The organism is Alicyclobacillus fodiniaquatilis, assembly GCF_042678105.1.
In the GTDB taxonomy this organism is placed as follows: Bacteria; Bacillota; Bacilli; order Alicyclobacillales; family Alicyclobacillaceae; genus Alicyclobacillus; species Alicyclobacillus fodiniaquatilis.
The window spans coordinates 24416-48824 of the sequence record NZ_JBHUCX010000023.1 but is presented as its reverse complement, the minus strand read 5'-3'; the positions used below and the strand labels follow the sequence as shown (position 1 = coordinate 48824).

The window sequence follows — 24409 nt, the reverse complement described above, 5'->3', positions numbered from 1 at the left end:
CCCCATACGTACTAATTAGATATTTATGTCTTGGAAACCCATTCATATTCATGCTGATGACAAGAAAAAACGACCCCTTAGAGGTCGCATTATAGTTCCGCAAGCAATTCTGAGAGGCTTCTGGAGCTTGTTGACACTATTATGCCAGTGGTGGGCCATTCTGTACGACCGGAACAAGTACCTCTTCAAGTATCACTTGTATGTTACTACTAGGGAAGTGGCTAAGTTACGTCCCGGTGAAGTGATGTATTGTCCATTCATGTAAAGTCCAGTTGAACTTCCTCCATCGAGGTTCATCCCAGACCGTAGTCCTAGTTGCTGAACGATACGTGCCTCTGTAGCTAGAGTTGCAGAGTGAATAGTTCCAAGGACCAAATCACCCTTATTATCAATACCCGCGAAACTACGAAGCGTATTTGTATCAATCAAGGTTGGGTCTTTGAAACCTTCGAGCGATGGATTCAAAACGATTTGACCCCCGTTAACCAACATTGGCCCAGCTCCAATTGCATTTGGATATGCGGAAAAGTTAATTGCATCCCCATTTAAGCCATCAACAGAGACACTCAAACTAGCCGGATCGCCCGCATGAATTCGATTAAGCATAGATGATTCATTGCTTCCGAGTTCGACTGCAAATCCATTTGAAGGAATAGTCGTAATCCCTTGATGGATGCTCAACACTCTGTTTCCCTCAATATCAACTACAGACGCCCTGCTATCTTTGGTTGTCTTACCGTAAAAGGATGTGAGAATGTCTACTCGGTCTGAGTTTTCACTTGGAACATTTAAGTACCAAGGCCATAGGCCAGTAACCGAAGGATTGGATTGGTCTTCAATGTTCGCACTAAGCGACTCCTTTGCCCGAGCCATCAACATTTGTCCGTTATTTCCGAATCCGAGTATCGTCCCCTCTGAATCACTCTCAAACTGACCATTTATTTCAATGGCACCAGACGGATAATCATTTGACCAGGAGTTGAAGAAAGTACCGTTTATCGCGACTACCGCATGTGCTGATTTCGCCATGTTTGCGAGCGATGCAGTTGTCCCAAATTGGTTGTTTGCTACTACTGGCATTACGCAAACTTTAGGATTATGAACGTTGATTGTGACATAGTTCACCGTCTCGCCATCGATTAACGTGTGATGCTGAATTATGGATTGACTCCACGCAGGTTGAGTTGAAGCGGAAGCTATTTGGCAAAAAGCTGCTACGGATAGGATTACGACAGCGGTGCTTATTGCAAGTGTCGATTTCTTCATGTACATACTCCCTTAATCTCATTTAGTTTGTGAGCATTAACCCGTTGAGCGCGAAGGAGGTTTACAGCCCCTCATTTCTGTTTAACCGCAGTTCCTCATTTCTGTTGTAGGTATCTAAGTACTTTCTAACCAGGAATTTTGCTGCACTATTCTTCATCTCAAGTCCCATTTCGACCATTGAATCTTTCGGTCCGTCAGGGTTGTTATCTGTCATTTAAGCTGTCCAGCTACTCAACAAACCTCTACCAAAGTTCCGAATATAACCGATGCGCTTTTCGTCTAACAACACCGGAAAATGCCCATTGGAGTTACGCTCTCCAATTTCATAGTCTGCCGACATATCATCACCCTCATTATTCATTTCATCTAATCAACCAGTGTACGACAAAATGCGACAACCACTACACGAATAATAATCATCGAATGTCCGCCATCTTGTCCAAAGTTAACAGGAGGAGCTCGTTGTTCGTAAACTCATACATGTCGAGGTCTATATTGGCTCTTGCATAATGTATCGCTGTCATGGCGCTATTCTATGCAGTCTGCTCGATGAATACTTGCGCTGTCGGGGTACTAATTGTTTATGGTTGAACGGATGGTGCTGTAAAGGCTGCTAGACCTGCCGTTCCGAGTAATAATGATAGTCTGGTTATGGTGTATCGCATAATGACTCCTTCCACATTATTTCATCCGTTGCTCAATTATATTAGACAACGAATCCTTGGGCTTTGTTGGACGTTTCGCGGGTAAAAAAATTGCCCAACGGAGCACCATTATGTTTTACGGTACAAAAAAGGACGCCTAATTAATCAGACGTCCATCATGGGAAAAAGGGTGATACCTAAATTGTATCATTTCATAGATTTTGTTCCTACTTGGCTGGAATATCCAAACCTACAATAGTTTGCTAGTGGCTATTAAATCTGCTATCTCTTTCTCCACTGGCTTCTGTGGTGTCCTTTGCAATAAAACAACCACCATCGGCAGAATCAACAGCACTGTCTTAATAATGTCGTACGTCAGTTGCGCCGGCATTGTTAGAAATGCATGTGTCTCCCATTGCCATAGCAAGCAAAACACTATGAGACATGCGGACGATACGATAAGGGCGGATTTCTTCGAGTTATTTCTCACCAGATCGACCACAGCAAATATCCATAATCCTATGAGTGCAAGGAGAACAAGGAAGAATACGGTTGGATGAATATCGTACGACCAGAATAGATCGAACCATCCTTTAACGGAGCGAAAGATACGAGGGTTAACCGGTTGCTTCGGCATCCCTAACCAGTAAACACTAGTGATTAATCTCCACATTGAACGCTACCTCCTTACGTTTATTACACACAAATAGCCATTGTTTGTTGTTGTGCTGAACAGTTTTGTAGATCGAATTGGGAGAAGATGCCGCCTTTGAGTTAATGAGTACTCTCCGTGCATTAGAAATTTTACGTGAGGAATTTGTAGAAAGTCGGACGTTTAGCGGACAAACTTTCAATACATAGGGTCCCTTAACTACTTGCCGAGATGTTAGCCGAAGTATATGCTAGCCGAAAGTGCAAAATGGAACCGTAAAGTGGCCGTGATTCAAAAAATGAGGGGCTACCGTCCCGCCCATTAATACAATATCCGTTTTAACCGTATGCAAACTCAAGGTCGCCGTCCTCAATTGCTTTCACCAGAGAAGCAATATGATCTGTAAGCATTGATTCCATAACCAATATCCCCCTTTCAAATTTCCATGATACGGATTCGATATCTGATTCAGTTCCGTCAGGGACCATCCGCATTGCAGTCATGGTTCACCTGAGGGGTGATGAAGCCTTCTAGACTATCAATCAAATACAACGGCCTACCCTTTACTTCATCATAAATGCGCCTGACATATCCACCGAGAACCCCCATACATGCGAGAATACACCCGCATAGAATAAAGACGACGAAGGTGAGCAGCTCTACGCTTGATATAGTTCTATAGAGTATCAATATACTGAACAAATACACCAAGCCTGCGAAAAGACTGAGCGCACCTATATAAGCTGCTAATTTGACCGGAAAGTGCGAAAATGACGTGATTGCGTCCATCGAGAGTTTCAGCATCTTTTTCGCGGAATACTTTGTCTGTCCCGCTTGGCGACTGTCGCGTACGTACTCGACTGCGGTTTGCCGAAAGCCTGCCCAACTCACCATACCTCGAATGAACCTGTGCTTTTCCTCCATGAGATTCAGTACATCGCATACCTTTCTATCCACCAGGCGGAAGTCCCCCGTATCGACTGGAATCTCGACGTCAGTGATTCGGTGCAGCACGCGATAGAAGACGGATGCAGTCCACTTCTTAAACATCGTCTCCCCTTTGCGTTGCAACCGTTTGGCATAAACGACTTGGTATCCCTGCCTCCACTTCTCCATCATGGTTATAATTAGTTCAGGTGGATCTTGCAAGTCCCCGTCCATGACTACCACCGCATCTCCCGTGGCATGTTCCATACCAGCTGAAATGGCGAATTGATGTCCGAAATTACGTGAGAAGTTGATGATCTTTACATGTTGGTCTTTTACGCAAATTTGGTGAAGACGTATGGCAGTACCGTCACGACTACCATCATTAACAAACAACAACTCATACGATTCATTTGTTGATTCCATCACGTTTTTTATACGTAAGTACGTCTCTTCAATGATTTCTTCTTCGTTGTACACAGGCACAACTATAGATAACTGCACTGGTACATCGGCAGCAAAAGCATGGACCTGATTTGTTGTTGATTGAGTGATTGTTCTTGCAAATACATCATCCGATACGCTTTGTCCAGCATTAACCAATTTAGGTCGCATCCGTGTCTCCGTCACAGTTTTCGCTCCTTAAAAGTTTAGACCACCCATATTGACCCTAACTCTATTAGACATCAGATTTTGATTGGAGAAAGGACAAACTGAGGACATTATTGGGATTTCGGATGCGAATAAAAAAAGGCCGCCCACTTGGTCTTGCATGGAAGGTGAAGCGACCCATCAATGTCTTTCAAGGGCTCCACGTCGCCCTTGAGACCTCCAATTTATTGTCGTCCATCTTTGTCCGGGGGCTTCGCCCCCGCGCCCCCAAGAGCCTACGCTGCGCGTGCGTCTTGCCCAGGTTAGGAGCCCCTGTATTATTCGTAATACAAAAAGGGCCGTTACGAGAGCGTCCCTCTAGGTTATACAATTTGAGTTGGCTATCCTGGCATGATCTCTAGTAACTCCGAAGACTCATTGAACCATATGTAGTTCTGCTCCATTAACTCCTTTACTCCTCTTTCAACTCGTTCCCAACCGGCCCTCATATACAAATCCATATAATCTGAGCCAGCACGTTTAGTATCGGGTCGTTCATGTCGGTAAGTTTCCCATACACAGAAACCCCTCCTACCACTTTGACTATTACCTCCATTGTAATCTTTATCGAAATAAAAAACGCCCTGTTTTCACAAGGCGCTGTTGTACTTCAATCCGGGAATTCTGCTTAACTAAACTGCTTCTGAATGGTATCGACTTTTGCAATTAAGCGTTGCATGATTTTCTTTAGTGCCTCGAGTTCTTCAGGTAATAGCTCTGTAGATTCTTCGTCGGAATAAAGGTCACTACTAAATACTGCAGGAAGTTTGCTTTCGATTTTGAAGAGCGTACTTTTTGTGTCCTCGATTTCCTTCTTAGCAGCATCACGTTTGTAGCCAACTTTGGTTCTCTTATCTGCAAAGACACTACTGATTTTATCGATCTCTGCCATTTTCTTTTTGTCGACCTCTACACCTTGTATCCCTTCGGTGAACTCGAATTGATGGTTGACCGTCTTCATCAACTCTGTTGTTTCATCCCCGAAAAATTCCAATGCAGATGAAGTAGTCGACGGAACTTCGATTACAAGGGCTGGTGAATCCGAACTTCCTTGTTCTTCACTCAAACTACTGGTAAAGTCTAACTCCACTTCTCCGATGTCGTGTAGGCTGTTTGTTGCCTGGGGCACTTCGCCTTCGACTTTTGCCTTTGGCCTACAAGCATCCCGATACAACTTTGCAGCTTCCTCAGTAACCGTATAACCGTTGTTCTTTGCCTCGTCTTTGATTCGCTCGTAATACGCCTTCTGCTCGTTCTGGTTCAAAGAGGATAAGTAATCCCCCGCCTTCAACCCAATCTTTCCTTGACTGGTCAAGTTCTGCAATTCAGGAATCAAGTTTAGTAATCGTATGGTTCTGTTGAAAGTAGCCTTTTGAATTCCGAAAACAGCCGCTAATTCCTCGACCGTCTTATAATCGGATGACGCGTCATCCACTTTTTTCGGACGCCCATTCTTGCTCCCGTGGATCTGTTTCATCCGTTCAAAAGTGCGCGCTTTACGAATTAAATCCTCTTCTTCACCAGAACGTTCGATGTTATCTCGAACCAGTAAGCTTTCTGCTTCTTCATCGTCCACATCGTAATAAACCACCGGTACCGTCTCGAGTTGCAACTCCTTGGCTACTTCCCACCGAGTATGACCTGCAATGATGGTCTGCGTACTACGTTGAACTTTTATTGGGTCACGAATCCCATCCTCTGATATGGCCTTTTCCAAGCGAGCAATCGGTGTTGGTGTCTTGTAGATTTCTCGTTTTGGGTGAGGCTTTAATTCAGTGAGTGGAACATGTACAACTTCATAAAAGGCTGTCATTGTATTTCACCCTCCTTCTGGAATCACCTACTTCTATTACACTCCGTCCGCAAGGATAGTGACGGACTTTCTTTGGACACGTTAAAAAAGGCTACGCCTATGTAGACGTAACCTGGACTATTGATAACACCTTATTTCAGTAGTTCCATGTACAAATATTCAAGATTGAGTCTGAGACTGCTATCGACTAACTCTTCAATTTGTGACATGTAATTTTGTGGAATGTATTTTTGTTTTCAGCTTATTCATGTGATATGTCATTATACTCTTCTTCGTATCCGACGTGCCTACTACTTCAACTATAAAGAAGTAATTGTCCAAGGGCTGGACATTTATTTCGTCAATTGAACATGACTCTTTGGTGCCACACTGTTGAACCACTTCGTAATGTGTCGAAGCTGAAAACGTGTACCCTTGAACTCCATTACATATGATGCTTCAGTAAAGACAAGCGGGATTCGTAATGTACCACGTTCTGTATGTGGAGTCTGCATGACTCTTCTGGTGGTTGAACTCGTAACCTCTTTGCAGTGCATCACCAGTCCACGTTCGCGTAAGGATATCGTGGTGTTAGGTTGAAAGTGTGGACACAACGAATCGGTGCGCCACGAGGCGCTGTATGTTGAGGCCATCACACAATGTGGCTGGTGGGTACCTCATCCCATTAAGACTACGGTGGCATGCGTTGGGTTTGAGCGAACCCGAGGTGTGGAGCCCACTGAACAACGTACCCGTGCGGGAGACCCGACCTCCCAATAGGCGGGGCCAGTCTCTATGACCTGCTACGGTCAGCTAAACGAAGTCACGCTTGAAGCGCGGTCATGTGTAACACCTGAAACGTCGGATGATACGGGTGGGTTGGAATGAGCACGATGCTCTCGATTCTGGCATCGTGACCCGAGCAATCGGTGGTCAGCGTGATATAGAGGTAAAATCACCTGAATCTTCCCCGTGTATAGTGGCGGCCTAAGGCAGCGAGACAACACACAGTGAACGTGGGAACCGCCGCATTCGTCCCAACTGGGATGGACAGCTCCGTTGAAGTGAATGCGTCGGGACGGAGGAATCGTAGTAGTCCGAGATGGATAATGCCCATCACATGGCGAAGGATTCCAGTTTGAAGTAGGTGCGCGTGAGTAAAGTAAGGCTCCCCATTAGGGAGTGATTGCGATCTCTACCGTCACTCAATCCTCCACATTGGAGGCAAAGAGGTTTGAAACACAAGCGCGCCTTGCACGAAGGTCTTTGGAACAACGACCGTTTTCAAAATTGCACCATCTGCTGAGATGGAATGTCTGGATTGACCTCTCTATTGAGAGAGTGCTGCGCAACAAAGGTGCGCACACACCCGGCGTAGACAACAAGACGAAGAAGGATTATGCCACACCAGAGGCCCGGCAAAGGCTTCGGGAAGATGTGAAACAAGTACTGCGACTGTACTCATCCAGCCCTGTACGGAGAATTTTCATCCCGAAGAACCATAAGCCACATGAAAAAAGGCCGCTCGGAATTCCAACTATCGTTGATCGCGCCGCCCAGGATGCGGTACGTAGTATTCTGGAACCCATCTACGAAGGAAAACAGCACCCGCACAGCTATGGATTCCGACCGTATCGCTGTACGCATCATGCCATTGAGCGCATCCGCTTCCTCATCGGCAGACACCGCTATTGCTGGGTGGTCGACTTGACATCAAGGGGTTCTTCGACAACGTAGACCATGACATCCTGTTGGATATCCTGCGGCGGGACATTCATGACCGCCGATTGATAAAAGTTATCCGCAATATGTTAAACGCAGGGCTCGTCTACGAGGGAGAATTCGAGGAAACAGAGCTTGGCACACCACAGGGTGGAGTCGCTAGTCCGATTCTTGGAAATATCTATTTGAACGAGCTGGATGAATTCATCGCGAACAAGTACGAATACCTATCACCTCGGGAGCGGAAAAAGGCCGATATCCCCTGCTACATCGTGAGATACGCGGACGATGCAGTGGTTCTTTGCGGAAGCAAGAAACATGCCGAGACGCTCAAAGCGGAAATCGCGGAATACCTAAGCAACAGGCTGAAACTTCAGTTGTCGGCGGAAAAGACACTGGTGACGCATGCGGACAAGGGATTTGACTTCCTCGGGTTCAACATCCGACGATGGAAGCGGCAGGGGAAAGAGCGGGTTCTTGCGAAGCCGAGTCGTAAAGCGATTCAACGGTTTAGAAGTACCATGGCTAAGGATTCACGAGCATTCTGGATGGCACCGGGCGCGGCAGTCGTCGCCACACTGAACCGAAAGATTCGAGGCTTTGCTGAATACTTCCGACGAGGGAATGCGAAGGACACCTTTCTCACCCTCGATTACTATTTATGGGGGTTGGTGTTTCACAGGCTTAAGCAAAGAACAAGAGAGCCCCCAGGCGTAGTGGCGAGGAGATACCAACACCGCTTCAATGAAGCCGCCAACCTTCCATACCACCGGAAGTCCACGGCGAAGAACTTCGGATTCAAGGACAGCGACGGCAACGTGCACATGCTCGACAAACTTGGGTTCTACAAGATAGAGTACCCGGACAAATGCTCGCAAAAGAATCCTTACGTACCAATGACCGGGAGTGGCTGGATGGTAATCGTAAACTTCGAGAAACGATAAGAGTCCAACGTACCAGATACATCGAGCGGCTATACGGGCTGCCGGAAAACTGGACATCCTACCGCCAGTATGTGGTGACAAGACAAAATGGACGATGCGCAAAATGTGCTTGCAAACTCACTGGTCAAAACACACATGTTGATTACTGGCCGGGAGTTGCAGGAGACATACGGGTACAAATGAAATCCATACCAGACAATCTAGTCGCCGTGTGTATTCCATGCTATGGGAGAAAACAACGGCGCAGCAACAGGAAGAATACGGGCCAGGCTGAACTACGTGCAACCTAAAACTACTTCAAATGGAGAGCCGGATGCATCGAAAGGTGCAAGTCCGGTTCGGGGAAGGGCTCGGGCGTCCAACTACCCTTAACGGGTGGGTCGGCCCGGGCCTATTCTACAGAATGTGAAAATAAGTAAATTGATTCGAGGTGTCTACGATGAAAAAACAGTACGATGCAGATTTCAAACTTAATACAGTGAAGTTAATTCTGGAGGAGGGGAAAGTCGCTTCCCAAGTTGCCCGTGATCTTGGCATATCTCAAAAGACAGTCTATGGCTGGGTTGCGCAGTATAAGAACGATCCGAAGCACCCCTTCGTCGGATCCGGAAATCTCAAGCCCGATGCGCAAGCAACGCGTGACCTGGAACGGGAAAACCGCGAACTGAGAGAGGAACTCGAGATATTAAAAAAAGCGGTGCGCATCTTCAGCAACGACCGGAAGTAAGGTATCAATTCATCCATGATCACCGCTTCGAGTTTTCGGTTCAGAAGATGTGCAAAGTACTCGACGTCTATCGAAGCGGTTATTACGCGTGGTTGAATCGCCCAGATAGTGAACGCAAACATCGTCGCCGCGCCCTTAAGAAGAGGATCCATGAAATCTTTCTCACCTCTCGCCGATTATACGGGAGTCCAAAGATTACAAGGATTCTGCGTGATGAGGGGATCCGAGTGGGTCAAAAGACGGTGGCTGACATCATGCGCGAGAGTGGCCTCAAGAGCCGGACGAAACACAAGTACAAAGCGACCACTAACTCGAAGCACAATCATCCTGTCTCTGATAATGTGTTGAACCAGACGTTTCGAGCCGAGCGTCCGAACCAGGTGTGGATGTCTGACATTACCTATGTGTGGACCGCCGAAGGATGGCTATACGTCGCAAGCATCATAGATTTGTTTACCCGAAAAATCGTGGGCTGGAAGGCTGACTCGCGGATGACAAAAGAATTAGTCATCGATGCGTTAAATCATGCGTATCGGCGTGAAAGGCCGAAACCCGGGGTTTTACACCATTCGGACCGTGGAAGCCAATATGCATCAAAAGAGTACCGGGACAAGCTCAGGGACTACGGGATGATCAGCAGCATGAGTCGGAAAGGCAACTGTTATGATAACGCGTGTATCGAGTCATTTCATAGCGTCATTAAACGCGAACTCGTCCATCTGGAGACGTTCAAGACGCGTACTTTGGCCAAGCGCCAAATCTGGGAGTACATTGAGCGTTGGTACAATCGACAACGCATTCATTCATCTATTGATTACAAAACGCCGGTCCAATACCAAGCGATGTACGAGCGGACGCAAAAATCGGCAGCCTAAGCATGTAGGATGGGATTTTCATACATTCTCAGTTTGTCGTGTCCACCGTATTGACTTAATACCAGGATTACCTTCCGCGAACTTAATAACAAACTACCGGCTTCATTCCCTCTTAATTGTTAAGTCATAAACGTAAGACCTTGGCCACTTTACCTGTTTCAATTTACGACACAGTTTCTTAAATGGGTGTTTCTCTTTAGGGTCATTTTTGTACGAATAATAACTTTGACTTAGGATCGCAATCGTCGTAATTGGATTCACCCATGTCTTCTTTTCCTCGAACCCTAGTCGTTTAAGAAGTCCCGAAGATTCAATCGTTTCAGCCGTTAAGAATTCCAGGTCATCATAAATGGGCTTTTCCAACTCAACTTCAAATTGCTTTTTTAGCTTTTTCGGACCCCACTGCTGAATGGAGGAATCATACAGGTCTTGTCCAAGTAGAAAATGAAGTTCGGCATAAGCATGTTTCTTGTGTCGTTTTATTCCCAATGGACCAACGAACGGTTGAACCTCTAACCTCTCTAAGAGTTGCTTTGGGTGCTTACGTAATCTCCATATTTGAAAAGGGCCAATGCTCAATAATAAACCCAGTACCACTATGTACGCGACTATTAACCATAGCCCCTTTACAGCAAACGGCAGAACTGCCATGAGTAAGATGAACAGTGCCCAAAGACATACGTGTCGTAATACCCTTGTTCGCTTCGCCATTGTCATCCTCTCCAACCCCCATTTCCTGTGAAGTGGTCAATTAAGTTCTGAATGTCATTGACCTTGGTCCGTGTCGTCATCATTTTCTGGCAGAGCCCCAGTATTTTCTCTTGGCACCTTTTCCTTTATTTCAAAGAGATCTTCTATCGAGCAATCGAATACGCGTGAAAGCCTAACGAGTGTGTTCATGCTGTACCCACCTTGTGAATCAAAGCGTGATATAACCACTTGTGGTAGTCCACTAAGCACGGACAACTTTTGCTGTGTCCAGCCTCTTTTATGACGCCAATGTTCAAGACGTGGAGTGATTTCAAATTCCATATCACCAATACGTTGCACCTTTTATCAAACCTTTCAAGACATTATCCGTTAGCGTATAAATAGTATAGGAATTAGTGATATTTCTCAAGAAACAGAATAACGGGCGACCTATACCAACTCGTTCATACATTACCTATTGGAAATACCATTGACGCGTTCTGGCGAACGTCTAGTAGTTCATTCAGCATTTCGTCCTGTGACAACTCTCCCTGTAGGAACAAGTTGAATCTTCGAGATAGATATTCAATGTGTTGAGCATCTTATTTCAGCGATAGACAATATCAACGAAGGCATATCTTGATACTCTTCGTCGAAAGGAAACCAGCTAGGAGACTGCAATGTGTTTTCCGTTGCGTTTCGTCTATCAGAGAATTCCTTGTACAACTCCAACATCCCGTTTATTGTTTCCTCTGTCGTCACCGTGTGTCGAACTCCTTTATGAATGACCTGGTTTGTACCACTACTTAGCGTATAGTCCCGAATATTAAATGGCTTGGTCACCTTAACAGAAAAATGACAAGAGCGACCTTGCGAGAGCCGCTTTATGAATTTGGGGCAAATCAGTTTGAGCTTGGATTCGCTACCTTGGAGAACGACCTCCCCTCGCGTCTCTGACGCGAAGGAATGTCATGCGGTACTCATGCGACCTTCCCTCGAGTGCTGCGCCCTCGACGAAACGTCGCGTGGCTACATGTTAATCAAGAGGAAGCCGGACGTTTGAGAGAATCGTTTCATCCATCACATAGTACTTGATGTCCGTACTTGCTTCTTTAGATACTGATTCCCAGAATTCCTTTTCCTCCTTCGTGGTACACCAGACAATATGTTCAGGACCACCCAGAGAACTAATCTCTATTGCCAATTTAACAATCGTACCAATCGGTCGACCGAGTGTAGTATCGATGTAGACTTCCTTTCCATCTTGCTTCGTGACCTTCCAGCGGAATGTTGGAGCTACCCCTGCCACTTCTTCAATATGACCTCCGTTAATCCGGTATGGTTCAAGTATCTGAAGTATGGTACGTCTACCCATAAACCGTATTGCATCAATAAGAGAAACAGGGTTTTTGACAGCCCATTCATACGACATTATCCAAGCATTATTGTGGTGGTCATGTAAACATTTCTGCATGGCTTCCTTTTGAAAACTCTTTTGAACGAACACGACAGGTTCGTACAGCCCTTCATTCCCTTTTGCAATTACCCACTCCATGTACTTCTTGTACACCCTGGACGTGCTTGTGAATACACTCAGACCCACGAGTTGGAGTTCATCGTTGTCCTTTTTATAAATAAGGCCACCTAGTAGTCCAGGATCATGCGGTTCTTCGTTCCGGTACTTTATCTGGTCGAACAACCGCTTAAACGCTACATTTGGAATCCACTGCATGAGGTACTCCATGCCACACTTGGCCATTTGGATGTACAACTCTGTCAGCAAGACATATCTATTTCGCTGGTCTCGATTGGGGCTTGACTCAGCTTTATCATTCGCAAGGTAATAGTCATACCCGACCTTATTCTCATACTCAAGTACTGTAGTCCTGTCTAGTGTATTCACTATACAATTTGGTGCATCGTACCATACGTCCTTGTCCGGACTGTACAGGTTAAGTTTCATACGTGATTTCCGTATATTACTGAATTGTTCAATCTTCCTTCGGAGATTCCACTTCTGGGTGTGTTTCTTTATAAGCCAATTCGCCTTGCTATCCTCAGGAATCATTTGAAATAGCTGTTCTGTTGTGGCGACCCTTATGTTGTATAGGTGCTCTATCAATCCTTGCATCACTGCTATCCACTCAGCGTCTTTCATTCGTTCATCTGCGAACACTCTTCTCTTCTTCGTGACTCGTTCTCGTTCTTCCGTTGCTTGCATGACCCTCTCGTCCTCCTCGCCCCTGAGTGCTGATTCGGCGTGCCATTCGATGAGTCTTCCAGCCTCACCAAACGGCGCGCTCGCCCACGACGCCAAGACCCCGATGTTTGATGTCAAAACTTGCTGATTCAATAATCATTAATTTCGCTAGATTTTACAAGGGTTTTTGGACAATCTTTGAAATGAAATTTTGTTCCGATCTTGCTTTTGGGCAAGATCTAAAAATTTAACAGAGTAAGTTTTGACATTTTTCAGGTCAAATTAGGGTCTAAAGGTGCCACTCGTATAACGGGAAATTCGGATTCTGATCCCTGTCTAACCTGAATAATAACGCCCGGGTTCTCCTTATCCACCTTGTAAAAAAACTTGAGATTTACGTTCTTTGTATAGTCATCCTCTAACAGCTGACCAGCAACAAGTGAATCCAATATCGGTCTGAACCAAAAGTGGTCAGGGTCCCTTTCACTTGTGTTAGGCATGAGTACGATTACACTAACGTCTGCGAATGATAAAGGGGCCTCAAAGGGTAAACCATTAATTTCTCTGATAACTTGCCGCATTAACGTTCTCCAATGACGGTTGATATTACTGTATCCAGCTTTTATGGGCATTTTTTTCGATAGAAGTCGGAATTTTACAGACATAGTTATTACCTCATAAGGTAGTTCAATTTCTAGATAATCCTCGCCTATACGCGCTTTTACGCCGATTTCGCTCAGCTTGTTAGAAAAGAAGTAATCCGCTTCTTCTGCATGAACAGCACCAAGTATATTAGATAGATACCTTATATCTCGCACCTTTTCTTCGATTCTCTCGTTCAAAGGATGAGGTATTCGTGTAGTATCACCTGCATCAAGAAGTTGATTTTCTAGCTCGATTAACGCAAGCGATACCTCACCAAATAGCTGAATAACCCTATTTTGTAGTTCTGACGCCATTTTCTCAGCCCCTTATTCACTATTTTCTCATGTCTTCTTCTATCAATCGGTGACTTAACAAGAAAACTCCGCCGGTTAGCGGAGTTGTTGGTCTGGTGGTGCAATTCCGACTCTCTTCCTTTGTTTCTGTGGTTGCATTGGTACTCCCGCTGCTTCGGGATATTCTGGCGGTGAAGATAGTGTCTCCTTCATATTTGACACGGATACTGTCCTGTTTTCAACCAACAAACCCAGTCTAATTAACTCCCGAAGCCTTTGACTTCGCCTCCGTGGAGGCGTTTCATCAACAATTTTTGCGATATCCATATCGATTTTCGGGTCGTAATAGAGTGGAACCCTGGGCCCTTTAGACAAGCTACACCACCTCCAATTGATTAGGTGCACCTCAGATGCCCCTCAAGTGCCCCTCAGGGATACTCCAAGTGCCCTTCCTTTATGTTTAGAGCTAAATCCCAATCTTCAGGTGCCCCTCAGGTGCCCCTTAGAGGCACCTTGGGTGTACCTTGTTACGGAGTAATAGGAAAAGCAGTATTCGCCAGTACTTGCTTGCATAGACCTCTCGCTATCGACAAGTCAGGGCGTACTGGAATTTCAATGTCACTCATAAACGAACGATAGTATTTGGCGAATGCTTGACCAGTTCCGCCGGCTAGAATCACCTTATCCAAGTGAAAACGGTCTGGGAAGTTCACTCCGATTGCTCCTAACATCCGTTCCCACGCTTCGTCCATGGCTTTTTTGTAAATTGGAGTAATGTCTCTCTCGCCCATTTGACCGTATTTGAAATACTTCGTATCGGAATCATCGCATTCCCGCAGCTGAGCTTCTAACTCAAACACGTCCGCACGTACCTTTGGAAACTCGCTGCGAATTACATTCAAGATATCCTGGTACACATCATTCATACCGATTCCTGCGCTAACTTGTTTGATGAGGTTCATCCCATCAAATTCGCTGAAATCAAGTGTTCCGGATCCGCTATCGATAACGAGAACTTTCATGTTCTCCAATTCTTCATTTGAGACGAATCCCCAATCATCCAAATAGCTGTCCATTAAAACAGCGATCGGTTGACTAGCGATCTCTAAACGCTTCACATGCACTTCAACTCTCTGTTGATTCTTATAGCCGACCACCGGCGCTTCAAACCATCTGTTCAATTCTTCAGTGACAGCCACTCGATAGTCCTCTGCAGGTGTTCCGAGTGCCAACTCTACTTCTATAACACCAGTTGATCCATTCTTTGTTGCTGCATCAAGGAGAGCCAATTTCGTCAGAGTTTGGAACTGAGGACGATTGTATCTATCTTCTCTGTCATACGCATTGATCGCTTTGGCCCCGGCTAATCTAACGTCAGATCCTAAGACGTAATCAGTATTGTCGAAGGTGAATACATTCGGTTGCTTTTTTGTTCTTTGACCAGTACTTACATTGAGAAGAGTATTGTCGTATACAGCATAGGCAGATGGATATATGTCCGTTTGAACTCTTCCATAACTGGGTCTTATACACATACCAATTGAGCCGTTGCCCACGTCAAGCCCTATAAACCTCATTTCAAGTCCTCCCTGTCTAATGGTAATCAAAAACCGCGGGCGACACGTCACAAGGTAAGTGACATCTTGTGCAACCGCGGCTGTTCCAAGGCTCTATACCCTTATTACGCATGGCTCGCAACTAATAAATCTTCAACATATGTTGGAACCCCAAGATAGAACCCCTGTGCCAATTTGACACCTATTTTGTGCAAATAGGCTACATCTGTCTCCGTCTCGACCCCTTCTACGATGAGCTGTGCATTGATGACACTTGTCATGGAGACGAGGGCTTCGAGTGCGTTACCTTTAGCCTTGCAACCTAGAAACGACCTATCTGCTTTCACAAAATGCGGTTTGAATCTATCGACCATCCACAAGTTTGATGTACCAACACCAAAATCATCCAAGGCTATATTGACTCCTAACTCATGCAAATAGTCACAAGCAGGATAAACAGCCTCTGAAATGGACCGTTCAGTAATTTCGATGACGACCTTTGAAGGGTCTATGTTGTATGGCCAAGGCTGCCATAAATCGATGGATTCTAGAGACTCAGGTTCTGTATTCAAAAACAAAAGTTGGTCATTATCTAAAACAGACGCTACGTCTTTTACAGCAAGCCGCCGCGCTGATTCATCTAAGTCAACGATGTTCCCTCTTTTCTGAGCTCTTTGAAGTAAAGCTAGTGGAGATTGGCCTTTTTTGGGACGCATCAATGCTTCGTAGCCAATAATGCGCTTATTTCGTATGTCATGAATGGGCTGAAAGGCCATACGCAAACGAATCACCTCGCTTTCTTTCTTACATTCATTCTGACACGGTTTGATTGATAGTGTAGGACATCTCTCGGACATGTTATCTAACTGATCAAAGAGGCATTGATTTCTAACTATTAGCAGTCAAAACAAAAGACCCTGTACCAGGTCAAGCACCGGCTACAGGGTCTCAGATTGAGGGACGACTCTATTGCTGCATATTAAAATTGGTAGTTAAAACTTATTTGTCACGGGATAAAACCTGTTTGTAAAGGTGAAAACTTATTTGTAACTGATCAACCGATTTTTAGTGCGTACCAGATTGATTCGTGAAGTACCACTCAGGGTCCCCCGAAATTTGCATGAAGTTCATGTTTGTGAGAGTTGCGGCCCCACATGAATCTATTGCAGTTATCGTGACACTAATCGTATCTCCTTGCGGAAGTTTTGGCATAATGCTTGGTGCGTTCCAATACCCGTTGAGATAACTAGTGTCTGGTTTCAGTGAAACCGACCAAGATGTGTCTCCACCAGTATCAATCGGATCACCATTGTTCACAGTAAATGTTGCGGTCACGGTTGTTGGTGTGACATCCGGAAAATCTACTGCGATATCGAATGGTGCTTGAGCCCTGCAATACACTGGTATTCCGTTGGCTGTATTTGCAAGTGGTAAGACATTTCCATTCGGTAATGCCAATTGCGCTGGTGGTGGATTAAATAATCCATCTACCTCTAAATTACTAATGGTCAAAGGTACTGTCTTTGTTGCTGATAACACCCCATTCGTATAGGTTTGATAAATCTCATCCCCATTCGAACCACAACTCATGGTCGTGTAAGATGACCCTGTTGTTCCCTGCCCCTGGTCACTGACCTCCACTTGGTTACTCGATGCAATTGGATTCCCATTCGAATCGAGCAGGAACGCAACATAATTCAAATCTGTGCCACCTTGGGGTGTATAAGGTATGCTCACCGTCATCCCATTGGTAGGATTCCACGTATCGATAGCTACTTGTTGCATTGTTGATTTGTTAAATATAGCTACTCCTGCCGAACCATTTTCTTGACTGTTCACCCAAGTTGCATCGGAAGAATCAAATGTCGCTTGAAATGTGGTGCTACTTGGATATGACACCTGACTCGGCGTTGCATTCAACCCGAAGTTATCGGGTGGCGTGGTGTAGTTGAACCACGTGACACTTACCGGTAAACTTGTCGCCTGTACTTGGGTCGGAGATGAAGTTCCCCCTCCACTACTTTCGTTAAGTATGGTAATTCGTGCATAACCATTACCTGTTTGCCCAGTTTCAGTACCGCCAGAGGGTGCAGGCATCGTCGCGTTTCCTTCAATTGTTTGTCCGTTGGTTACGCCTCCGGTGTAACCTGAACCTCCAGCGCCTCCACCGTCTCCAGTTGTATATCCGCCTGCGCCTCCGTACCAGCCGCCGCCGCCCCCACCGCAATCGTAGTTGTACTCAAGTGGAGCGTTACCACCAATCCCAAAAGACCCATTTGCAGTCGAACTGTAAATATTTACACCTCCAGCAGTTTGAGAGGCTCCATCGGCTCCCGCACCACCAAAACCATTTTGACCATTTAGTCCACCACCTGCTCCACCATAGTTTGTTGAGAACGTGGCACCACCACCACCACCGGCAACAATGAGCCTTGTGGCTAAATCATCCTGCCAATTACCATCTGATTGATTACGGATGTCAGTGCCGCCGCCGCCGCCCGATCCGTATCCCGCACCGTCTCCACCTCCGTTATAAGCCGTTCCAGATTGGTGAGTGCCGTTAATGTATTGTTGCAAGCCTTCTGTTCCTTGTTGACCTACATAGACATACAAGGTTTGTCCTGCGGTAAGGTCCACAGTTCCTTCTGAATATCCACCATTTCCTCCAACGCCAGGAGAGTTGGAGTAATTTTGCAATCCACCTTGAGCACCCCAAACTTCAAGTCTATATGTACCTGTGTAGGGTGCTGTATAAGTCTGTACTGTGCCTGTATAACTAAAATTTTGCGTCTGTTGAGCAGGTGCAACATAAATAGCATCGACAGTAGCACCTGGACTTGGATATGCCAATTGCCACGAAGAACCACTATAGGAATAAACTCCGAAAGCACCGGTCGCGTATACAGTATTTGAGGATGGATCATATCCTAGTGCCATTACTTGACTTGGAAGTGTACCCGCACTCTGCCACCCCAATGTTGTGTTTGAGAAGTTATATACCCAAATATTTGAACCCGAACAAACGTAGACTGAGTTGTTTGCATTATCATAGATGACCGAATAGTAACTAGATGCTGGTCCCGCCAATTGTGACCAGGTATTGGTGGTTGTATCCATAATCCAGAGATTTGAATACGAGGTGTCTGCTACGATGATAGTTTTATTTGTACTATCGTAGGTAATACCACCCCAAGAGCCACCATTAATGCTGTTCGAGCTGCTTAATGAAGTCCATGACCCATTAAGGTATTCTTCAACATTCGTTGAAAACAGACCGTAAAGAGCTCCGTTATCTGGATCAAACGTGAGTGCATCAGTATCAGATCCCCCACCAACGGAAGTCCATGTTCCATTGTTCCATTGATAAACACCGCTTCCCCAACTTCCTCCATACCAAGTGTTCGTTAGAGAGTTATAACCGACTGCCTCTAAGTAAGTCGTACTACCTGGGTTCCCTTGATTTATCCAAGATCCGTTCTGCCATTGGTATGCTGCCGGGGAACTGTATGTACCAATCCACATACTTCCGCTAGAAGGTGGTACAGCGACTTCAGCTATATACTGATGTGTCGTGATGGCAGACATAGTTTGAGTAACACTGAGAGTCGTTTGCCCTGCCGCTCCCGTGGCAATCACTTTGCCCAAGGTTTGATCAAGAATCAAAAGTACATATCCACTAGGTAAATTTTGCGTGGTTGCCGTCAACGTACTTGTTTGGTTAATTGGCAGATTCAACGGATTTGCCGTTAGCGTTAGAGAATACCACGCCACGGGAACGACAGTTGAAGTGACAATCGCGTTGCTGATATTTGCGTCAGAACTGATATAAGCCACAAAGTTATCTGTCTCTGCAGTAGTTCTCGTCTGAGTGGCACTGTACGGAGAACTTTGACTCGTTCCTACTACCTGTCCCGTTGATTTGTCATAGATAACTAGATAATCGTTTGCCGGGACATTCAGACCGGTAACCGTCAACGTTGTATTTTGATTGATGGCTAGCTTACTTGGAGACGCAGTTAATACGAGTGAACTCCAAGAAATCGGTACAGTGTTCGAATTTGGACCAACCGTAATATAGCCATCATAGATATAGGCGACAAACTGGTCAGTTTCTGGATTGTAAGATGTGTATGATGTCTGATCTAAAGCACTACTTGACTGGCTGATAAGTTGACCTGTTGAATTGTCCTTTATGATAAGTGTGTAACCACTTGGAATGGAAGTCGACGCTGTTGCAGTAATTTGAGCAGCATTACCGACTGCCAACTGCACTGGAGTAGCACTTAAATTCACAGTGCCATTCCACGCATTAACCCACTTCACAGCAACACTACCACTAGTGACTACATGGCCCGTTGAATCGTAAATCGTTGCTGTATAGCTCACTGTTGTCGTCTGGCCGGGGCCGGGGTTTTCCGTTTCAGTGTAAGTCTCAGATGTATTGGTTTGATTGGATGCAGACCACATGTTGGACCCACCTGTGCCAACCACATTTACATAGTCTCCCCCACCCAATGTTCCGCTGACCGTATATGAGATCGTAGACGGTTGCCCCGGGACCAATGTCTGCGGGTTGGCTGCCATTGAAATCGTAGGTGCTGAACTCGTCCACGTCACTGATGTTGACGCTTGAGACAATAACTGCCCTGAACTGTTATAGAGGCTAAATGTGTAACTAGCAGTCGCACTATTTCCGTTAAATGGATTCTCCGTTTCACTCATGCTGTCAGCAGAGTTAGTATCCTTGTTATTCTGCCATTTGTCCGTTCCTGTGCCGGTTGCAGACACTACTACATAGTCGCCACCTGACCAGTTTTGTGTTTGGTAGGACAAGTTAATGCTCTGCCCACTCGTAATGCTCATCGGTGTCGATGGGCTGCATGTAATTGTTGGAACCGGTGGTGGTGGCGCCGTCCATGTGATGGTTCCAGACTCGGTACTCGCCACGATTTGCCCATTCGAGTTCATTACATAGGCAATGTAAGTGACAATCGTGTTACTGGCCCCCGGTTGAGGGAATTCTGTCTCTGTATACGAGTCAGATTGGCTCGAATCATCATTCGTGTTCCATGTGTTCCCGCCATTGCCGCTCGGCATGATCCATACGTAGTCTCCAAATTGCCAGTTCGACACACTGTATGAGAGTGGTACTGAGGTTCCAGAGCTCACCATCATATTGCTCGATGGAGTAAACGTGATGGTTGGTGTCGGAGTAGCGACACCACCGCCATTACCACCCCCACTATTACCGCTTGTCCATGTAACAGAGACAGACTGGGATTGATCCGTAATCTGCCCTGAGCTGCTAATGACCTGTGCCACGTATGAGTCCGTCATCGCAGTATTACTGGAAGCAGTGATGGATGCACTAGAGTTACTAGTGCTATCGTATTCGTTCAGTCCTCCGCTTAGAGTAGATTCAAAACGTGAGTCGACAATTCTAATATGTGATCCTGCGGGTTCCCCGTTGGCGGTTGCGGTCAAGGTAGTGTTCTGTCCGGTTGACAAGGATATTGGGTTTGCCGAAAGTGTGACCCCATTGCCGAGTCCGCTCCCTCCTCCTCCGTTGCCTCCTCCGGCCTTCGCAACGACAGTAAAGGTGGTTTGAGCAGGACTGGTGCTTACACGGTCAACTTGGTCTGCGACCCAAAATTTTGCGGTATACGTACCTGGTTGAAGCGTGGTGGAACCATTCCCTGTAATGGTGTCAGTTAGAGTACCACTACCACCACTCTGCCGAGACATGTGCGTGTATGCAGGGGTAAACGACGATGCGTTCCCAAACTGAGGTGTTCCGGAGTCTTGATACCCACTCCCTGCCGCCCACATGACATGCTGACCACTGCTGTTTAGGATCTCAATGGCATCGTAGTGCGCGCCGGCAATGGATGACGAAATCGATAGACTTGACTTCGCTGAGAACTGAATGGAATCACCTTGTGTGATGGTTGTTGAGTGAGTTGATGAGTCCACTGCAGATAAAGAGATTGCAGATGGAGGGTTTGAAGCATTGATGTGCTGAATCGTAGCAATGACCGGATAGGACTTTCCGTTCACCTTTGTCGTGAGACCTGTATTCGAGTGCGTTGCGTTACCAAAAGTGGCCCCTGATTCAGAAACCATTTGGGAGAAAGAGTCATAGTAATTGTTTGTTGATGTGGCGCTATCTGAAACTCGATCCCAATATCCTTTAGACCATAGATACCACTGAACATACTGCTTATTGCCGTGCAGACGGTTGATCCACGTAGCAATATCCCCTGCAGCGTCATTTTGAGGATCTTCAAGGACCAAGTACCCGTTTGAGACGTTTGTGTTACTCGCATCGAATTGGATGATGCCCCAAGCACCTTGGCCATCCCCTGTGTCTGCGCCCTCTACCATTGTGCTTCCATCCATGGACGCGCCGTACATCGGAGTACCGTTGGAAATGTAGCTACCGCCACTACTGGACACCATATACTTGTCGCCTTGTTTGTCGATGTCTAGACCCGAGAGACTAGGCCATGTAGTGTCATATATCTGACTCCACTTAGCGGTTGCAGAGGATGGCGCTGAATAGCCGTACGCTGTTGCAGAGGTGAATATATTTATACCTACAGCCAGCACGGAGATAATGGATAGGCTAGAGATTACTTTTGTGTGTCTCTTCAAGCAAGTTCACTCCCCTCAATACGATGGTAAGTGCATTTTGCTTAGTTGGTCGGACATTTCGTGGACAATATTTTTGTTATAGAAATAGAAAAACCCCACTCTAAGTGGGGCGTTCTAACAGTTGCTTCAGATTATTTGGCACCAGGAATCCCTAGGTCATCAATCTGAGTAAGGTTCAATCCCGTAGATGTATTCGGAATGTTGAGTGATGTTCCGATCAAGTTGTATTTACCGGATACAGCGTGGATTTCTAACGCCCCACCACTATTTGGTACAGAAAGTGTTGTTCCGCCTTGTGATTGGGAAACAGTGTCGTTTCCGAACCAGCCATACCAATACGAACCATCGATAACTTGATAGCAAGTCTCTGTTCCAGAGGACTTTGTGCTTGGCAAAGTTACTTTAATAGTGCCGCCCTTTGCTGTTCCAGAGAATGTTACTTGATCCATATAGTGCTCTGCATCCGCCATACTTTGTTGATACTGGGATTCCGACTCACCAGACTGTGGAACAATCCCGAAGTATTCGGCGTAGTGGCTTTCAAGTAAATCATGTACTTGATAACCCCCACTTACAGTCTTGTACCCGTTCATCCACCACTTCAAGTTGTTTATGATTTGAGTCTCGTCGCTCGGTGTCAAAACACTTGAAGAACTTTTTACAGTCGTCCCTTGGAACAAGCTGTTGTTGTTCGCCCAGGTGTAAGCGTCACTTGACGATTCGTATTGCAAAGAGAAGGGTACAAACTCGCCTGTGTTTTGGTTGTCATACCCAAGTGATGATTCTGCCCATGATGCAAGATAACTTGCGACATCATTTGCTGTTGCAGGCGTTGTTGCACTTGGGGAAATTCCCGCCTGAGCAATTGTAGCATGTGTGTTGACACCCGGTTTATTGTCAGTATTCAGCACATTCCACATTGCGTTGGCCATAACTTGTTGGTCAACGGTATTTGAGCTTCCCCCACCATTTGAAGTGGTTGGTGGTGTTGTTGAAGATGTCGAATACGTCATTGTCCAGTTGGTTCCGTCCCAACCAGGCGTTATCCCCAACCGTTTAACTGCTTGTTCCAAATAGTAGACTGACGCATAAGTTGTCAGTTGACCACTTGAAGGATCGGTATATACGATTTTCGGAGCATATCCTACTACAGTTCCGTTAATCGCAATTGCCATATTAGAGCTGTTCAAAGTTTGACCAGCAGGCAAATTACTCAAATCCACATTGAAACTAGATGGAATCACAAAATTCAAAGTAGTCCCGTTCCACTGTCCTGTAATGCCAACAGAGGTTAATGCGTTATCGACATACCAGACAGGAACAAAACTTGTCCCATTAGAGACAATGTGTTTGGGGCTGGAGACAACTGTTCCATTCAATTCAATGTTGGTGTTGTAGTAGCTGTAGGTCGTTGCAGCCATAGCACTTGTTGTTGCTAGAGATTGAATAGCAAGCATCGAACCTGTTAGAGCGAGACCGATTGAGATAGTTTTCTTCATGTAAATCCTCCTCTGAGAAGCATGTTATCGCTTCCTTCATTCTAATGGTTGTCTCGGTACATTTTCGGACTTTTGGTGGACATTTTCGTTTGGTTTACCCTCCATTCTCTCGAAAAAAAGTAAGGGAACACAAAATGAAATAGACCGTCAGCAATCTCTTTTTGAGAAAGTGATTGGTCCTCCAGATTGTGTTCCCCCACTATCGAGTGGTTACATCGGTTTCCCAACGGTTCGATAAATTAATAGATTCTCCTAACAAGTATTTGTCGGAGGATGGTTGAAACCCTTTGTCTTCTGTTCGCGTAGACGCTTTGGTCTAGCTTCGACGAGCAGAATAAGTCGAATGATGAGTACGACAAGGGATTGCTGTTCGCTCCTATCGACTTGGTACAAGTCTCGCGAACTCAATGTCACATACCTGATACAGGGTTAAAGCGACATTGGAAATTTGGTTATGTATGGGTATCGTAAGCCGGTTTATCTAACAATTTCAATATGTAAATTTGACCCGTGACATAAAGTTTGTGTGTAACCCCCCTACACATGCTTATATATCAACGTTTTTAGCATTTTCACAGTTCGACAAGATAATTGCTTTCGACCCCTTTACCCACACTTGTATTAAGCTCAATGGACTAGTGTAAACATCTGTACGTTAAAGTGTAGAAGAGT

The 24409-nt window shown here is 45.7% G+C and carries 15 protein-coding genes; 3 read left to right on the top strand and 12 right to left on the bottom strand.

What is annotated here, in order from left to right; all coding sequences use genetic code 11:
• Window positions 1–192: 192 nt before the first annotated feature.
• The 4 genes from ACFSB2_RS09240 to ACFSB2_RS09225 all read right to left on the bottom strand — a co-directional run bounded on the left by ACFSB2_RS09240 (window position 193) and on the right by ACFSB2_RS09225 (window position 5953).
• Window positions 193–1266 (bottom strand): phosphodiester glycosidase family protein, encoded by a 1074-nt coding sequence (locus ACFSB2_RS09240; protein WP_377942754.1) that lies wholly within the window; start codon window positions 1264–1266, stop codon window positions 193–195.
• A gap of 894 nt (window positions 1267–2160) precedes the next feature.
• On the bottom strand, window positions 2161–2583 hold the full coding sequence (locus ACFSB2_RS09235) for a hypothetical protein (RefSeq protein WP_377942753.1): 423 nt from the start codon (window positions 2581–2583) through the stop codon (window positions 2161–2163).
• 456 nt (window positions 2584–3039) lie between these two features.
• Window positions 3040–4119 carry a glycosyltransferase family 2 protein gene (locus tag ACFSB2_RS09230; protein ID WP_377942752.1) on the bottom strand — a complete coding sequence of 360 codons (1080 nt, stop codon included), beginning with the start codon at window positions 4117–4119 and terminating at the stop codon, window positions 3040–3042.
• Window positions 4120–4768: 649 nt separating this feature from the next.
• Window positions 4769–5953 carry a ParB/RepB/Spo0J family partition protein gene (locus ACFSB2_RS09225; RefSeq protein ID WP_377942751.1) on the bottom strand — a complete coding sequence of 395 codons (1185 nt, stop codon included), beginning with the start codon at window positions 5951–5953 and terminating at the stop codon, window positions 4769–4771.
• Between the two features lie 1245 nt (window positions 5954–7198).
• On the opposite strand from ACFSB2_RS09225, the gene ACFSB2_RS09220 reads away from it, so the two are divergent.
• The 3 genes from ACFSB2_RS09220 (at window position 7199) to ACFSB2_RS09210 (ending at window position 10200) form a co-directional block, all read left to right on the top strand.
• Window positions 7199–7669 (top strand): RNA-dependent RNA polymerase family protein, encoded by a 471-nt coding sequence (locus ACFSB2_RS09220; protein ID WP_377942750.1) that lies wholly within the window; start codon window positions 7199–7201, stop codon window positions 7667–7669.
• Window positions 7624–8598, top strand: a complete 975-nt coding sequence (locus tag ACFSB2_RS09215; RefSeq protein WP_377942749.1) for a reverse transcriptase domain-containing protein — start codon at window positions 7624–7626, stop codon at window positions 8596–8598. Before ACFSB2_RS09220 ends, ACFSB2_RS09215 begins: the two co-directional genes overlap by 46 nt.
• 439 nt (window positions 8599–9037) lie before the next feature.
• A protein-coding gene (locus tag ACFSB2_RS09210) for an IS3 family transposase (protein ID WP_377942748.1) occupies window positions 9038–10200 on the top strand; the annotation gives its coding sequence in 2 pieces (ribosomal slippage) (window positions 9038–9296 and window positions 9296–10200; 1164 coding nt in all).
• 102 nt (window positions 10201–10302) lie between these two features.
• Here the strand turns inward: ACFSB2_RS09210 and ACFSB2_RS09205 are convergent.
• From ACFSB2_RS09205 to ACFSB2_RS09170, 8 genes are all read right to left on the bottom strand, one after another.
• Window positions 10303–10911, bottom strand: coding sequence for a hypothetical protein (locus ACFSB2_RS09205; RefSeq protein WP_377942747.1), 609 nt, complete (start codon window positions 10909–10911; stop codon window positions 10303–10305).
• Between the two features lie 54 nt (window positions 10912–10965).
• Entirely contained in the window at window positions 10966–11250 is a 285-nt protein-coding gene (locus ACFSB2_RS09200; RefSeq protein ID WP_377942746.1) for a helix-turn-helix domain-containing protein, read from the bottom strand.
• A gap of 676 nt (window positions 11251–11926) precedes the next feature.
• On the bottom strand, window positions 11927–13111 hold the full coding sequence (locus ACFSB2_RS09195; protein ID WP_377942745.1) for a hypothetical protein: 1185 nt from the start codon (window positions 13109–13111) through the stop codon (window positions 11927–11929).
• 251 nt (window positions 13112–13362) lie between these two features.
• On the bottom strand, window positions 13363–14049 hold the full coding sequence (locus ACFSB2_RS09190) for a hypothetical protein (protein WP_377942744.1): 687 nt from the start codon (window positions 14047–14049) through the stop codon (window positions 13363–13365).
• A gap of 506 nt (window positions 14050–14555) precedes the next feature.
• Entirely contained in the window at window positions 14556–15605 is a 1050-nt protein-coding gene (locus ACFSB2_RS09185; protein WP_377942743.1) for a ParM/StbA family protein, read from the bottom strand.
• Between the two features lie 104 nt (window positions 15606–15709).
• Window positions 15710–16375 carry an EAL domain-containing protein gene (locus ACFSB2_RS09180; protein WP_377942742.1) on the bottom strand — a complete coding sequence of 222 codons (666 nt, stop codon included), beginning with the start codon at window positions 16373–16375 and terminating at the stop codon, window positions 15710–15712.
• Between the two features lie 274 nt (window positions 16376–16649).
• Entirely contained in the window at window positions 16650–22238 is a 5589-nt protein-coding gene (locus ACFSB2_RS09175; protein WP_377942741.1) for a glycine-rich protein, read from the bottom strand.
• 131 nt (window positions 22239–22369) lie between these two features.
• Entirely contained in the window at window positions 22370–23737 is a 1368-nt protein-coding gene (locus tag ACFSB2_RS09170) for a YbaB/EbfC family nucleoid-associated protein (RefSeq protein WP_377942740.1), read from the bottom strand.
• Between the last annotated feature and the right edge of the window lie 672 nt (window positions 23738–24409).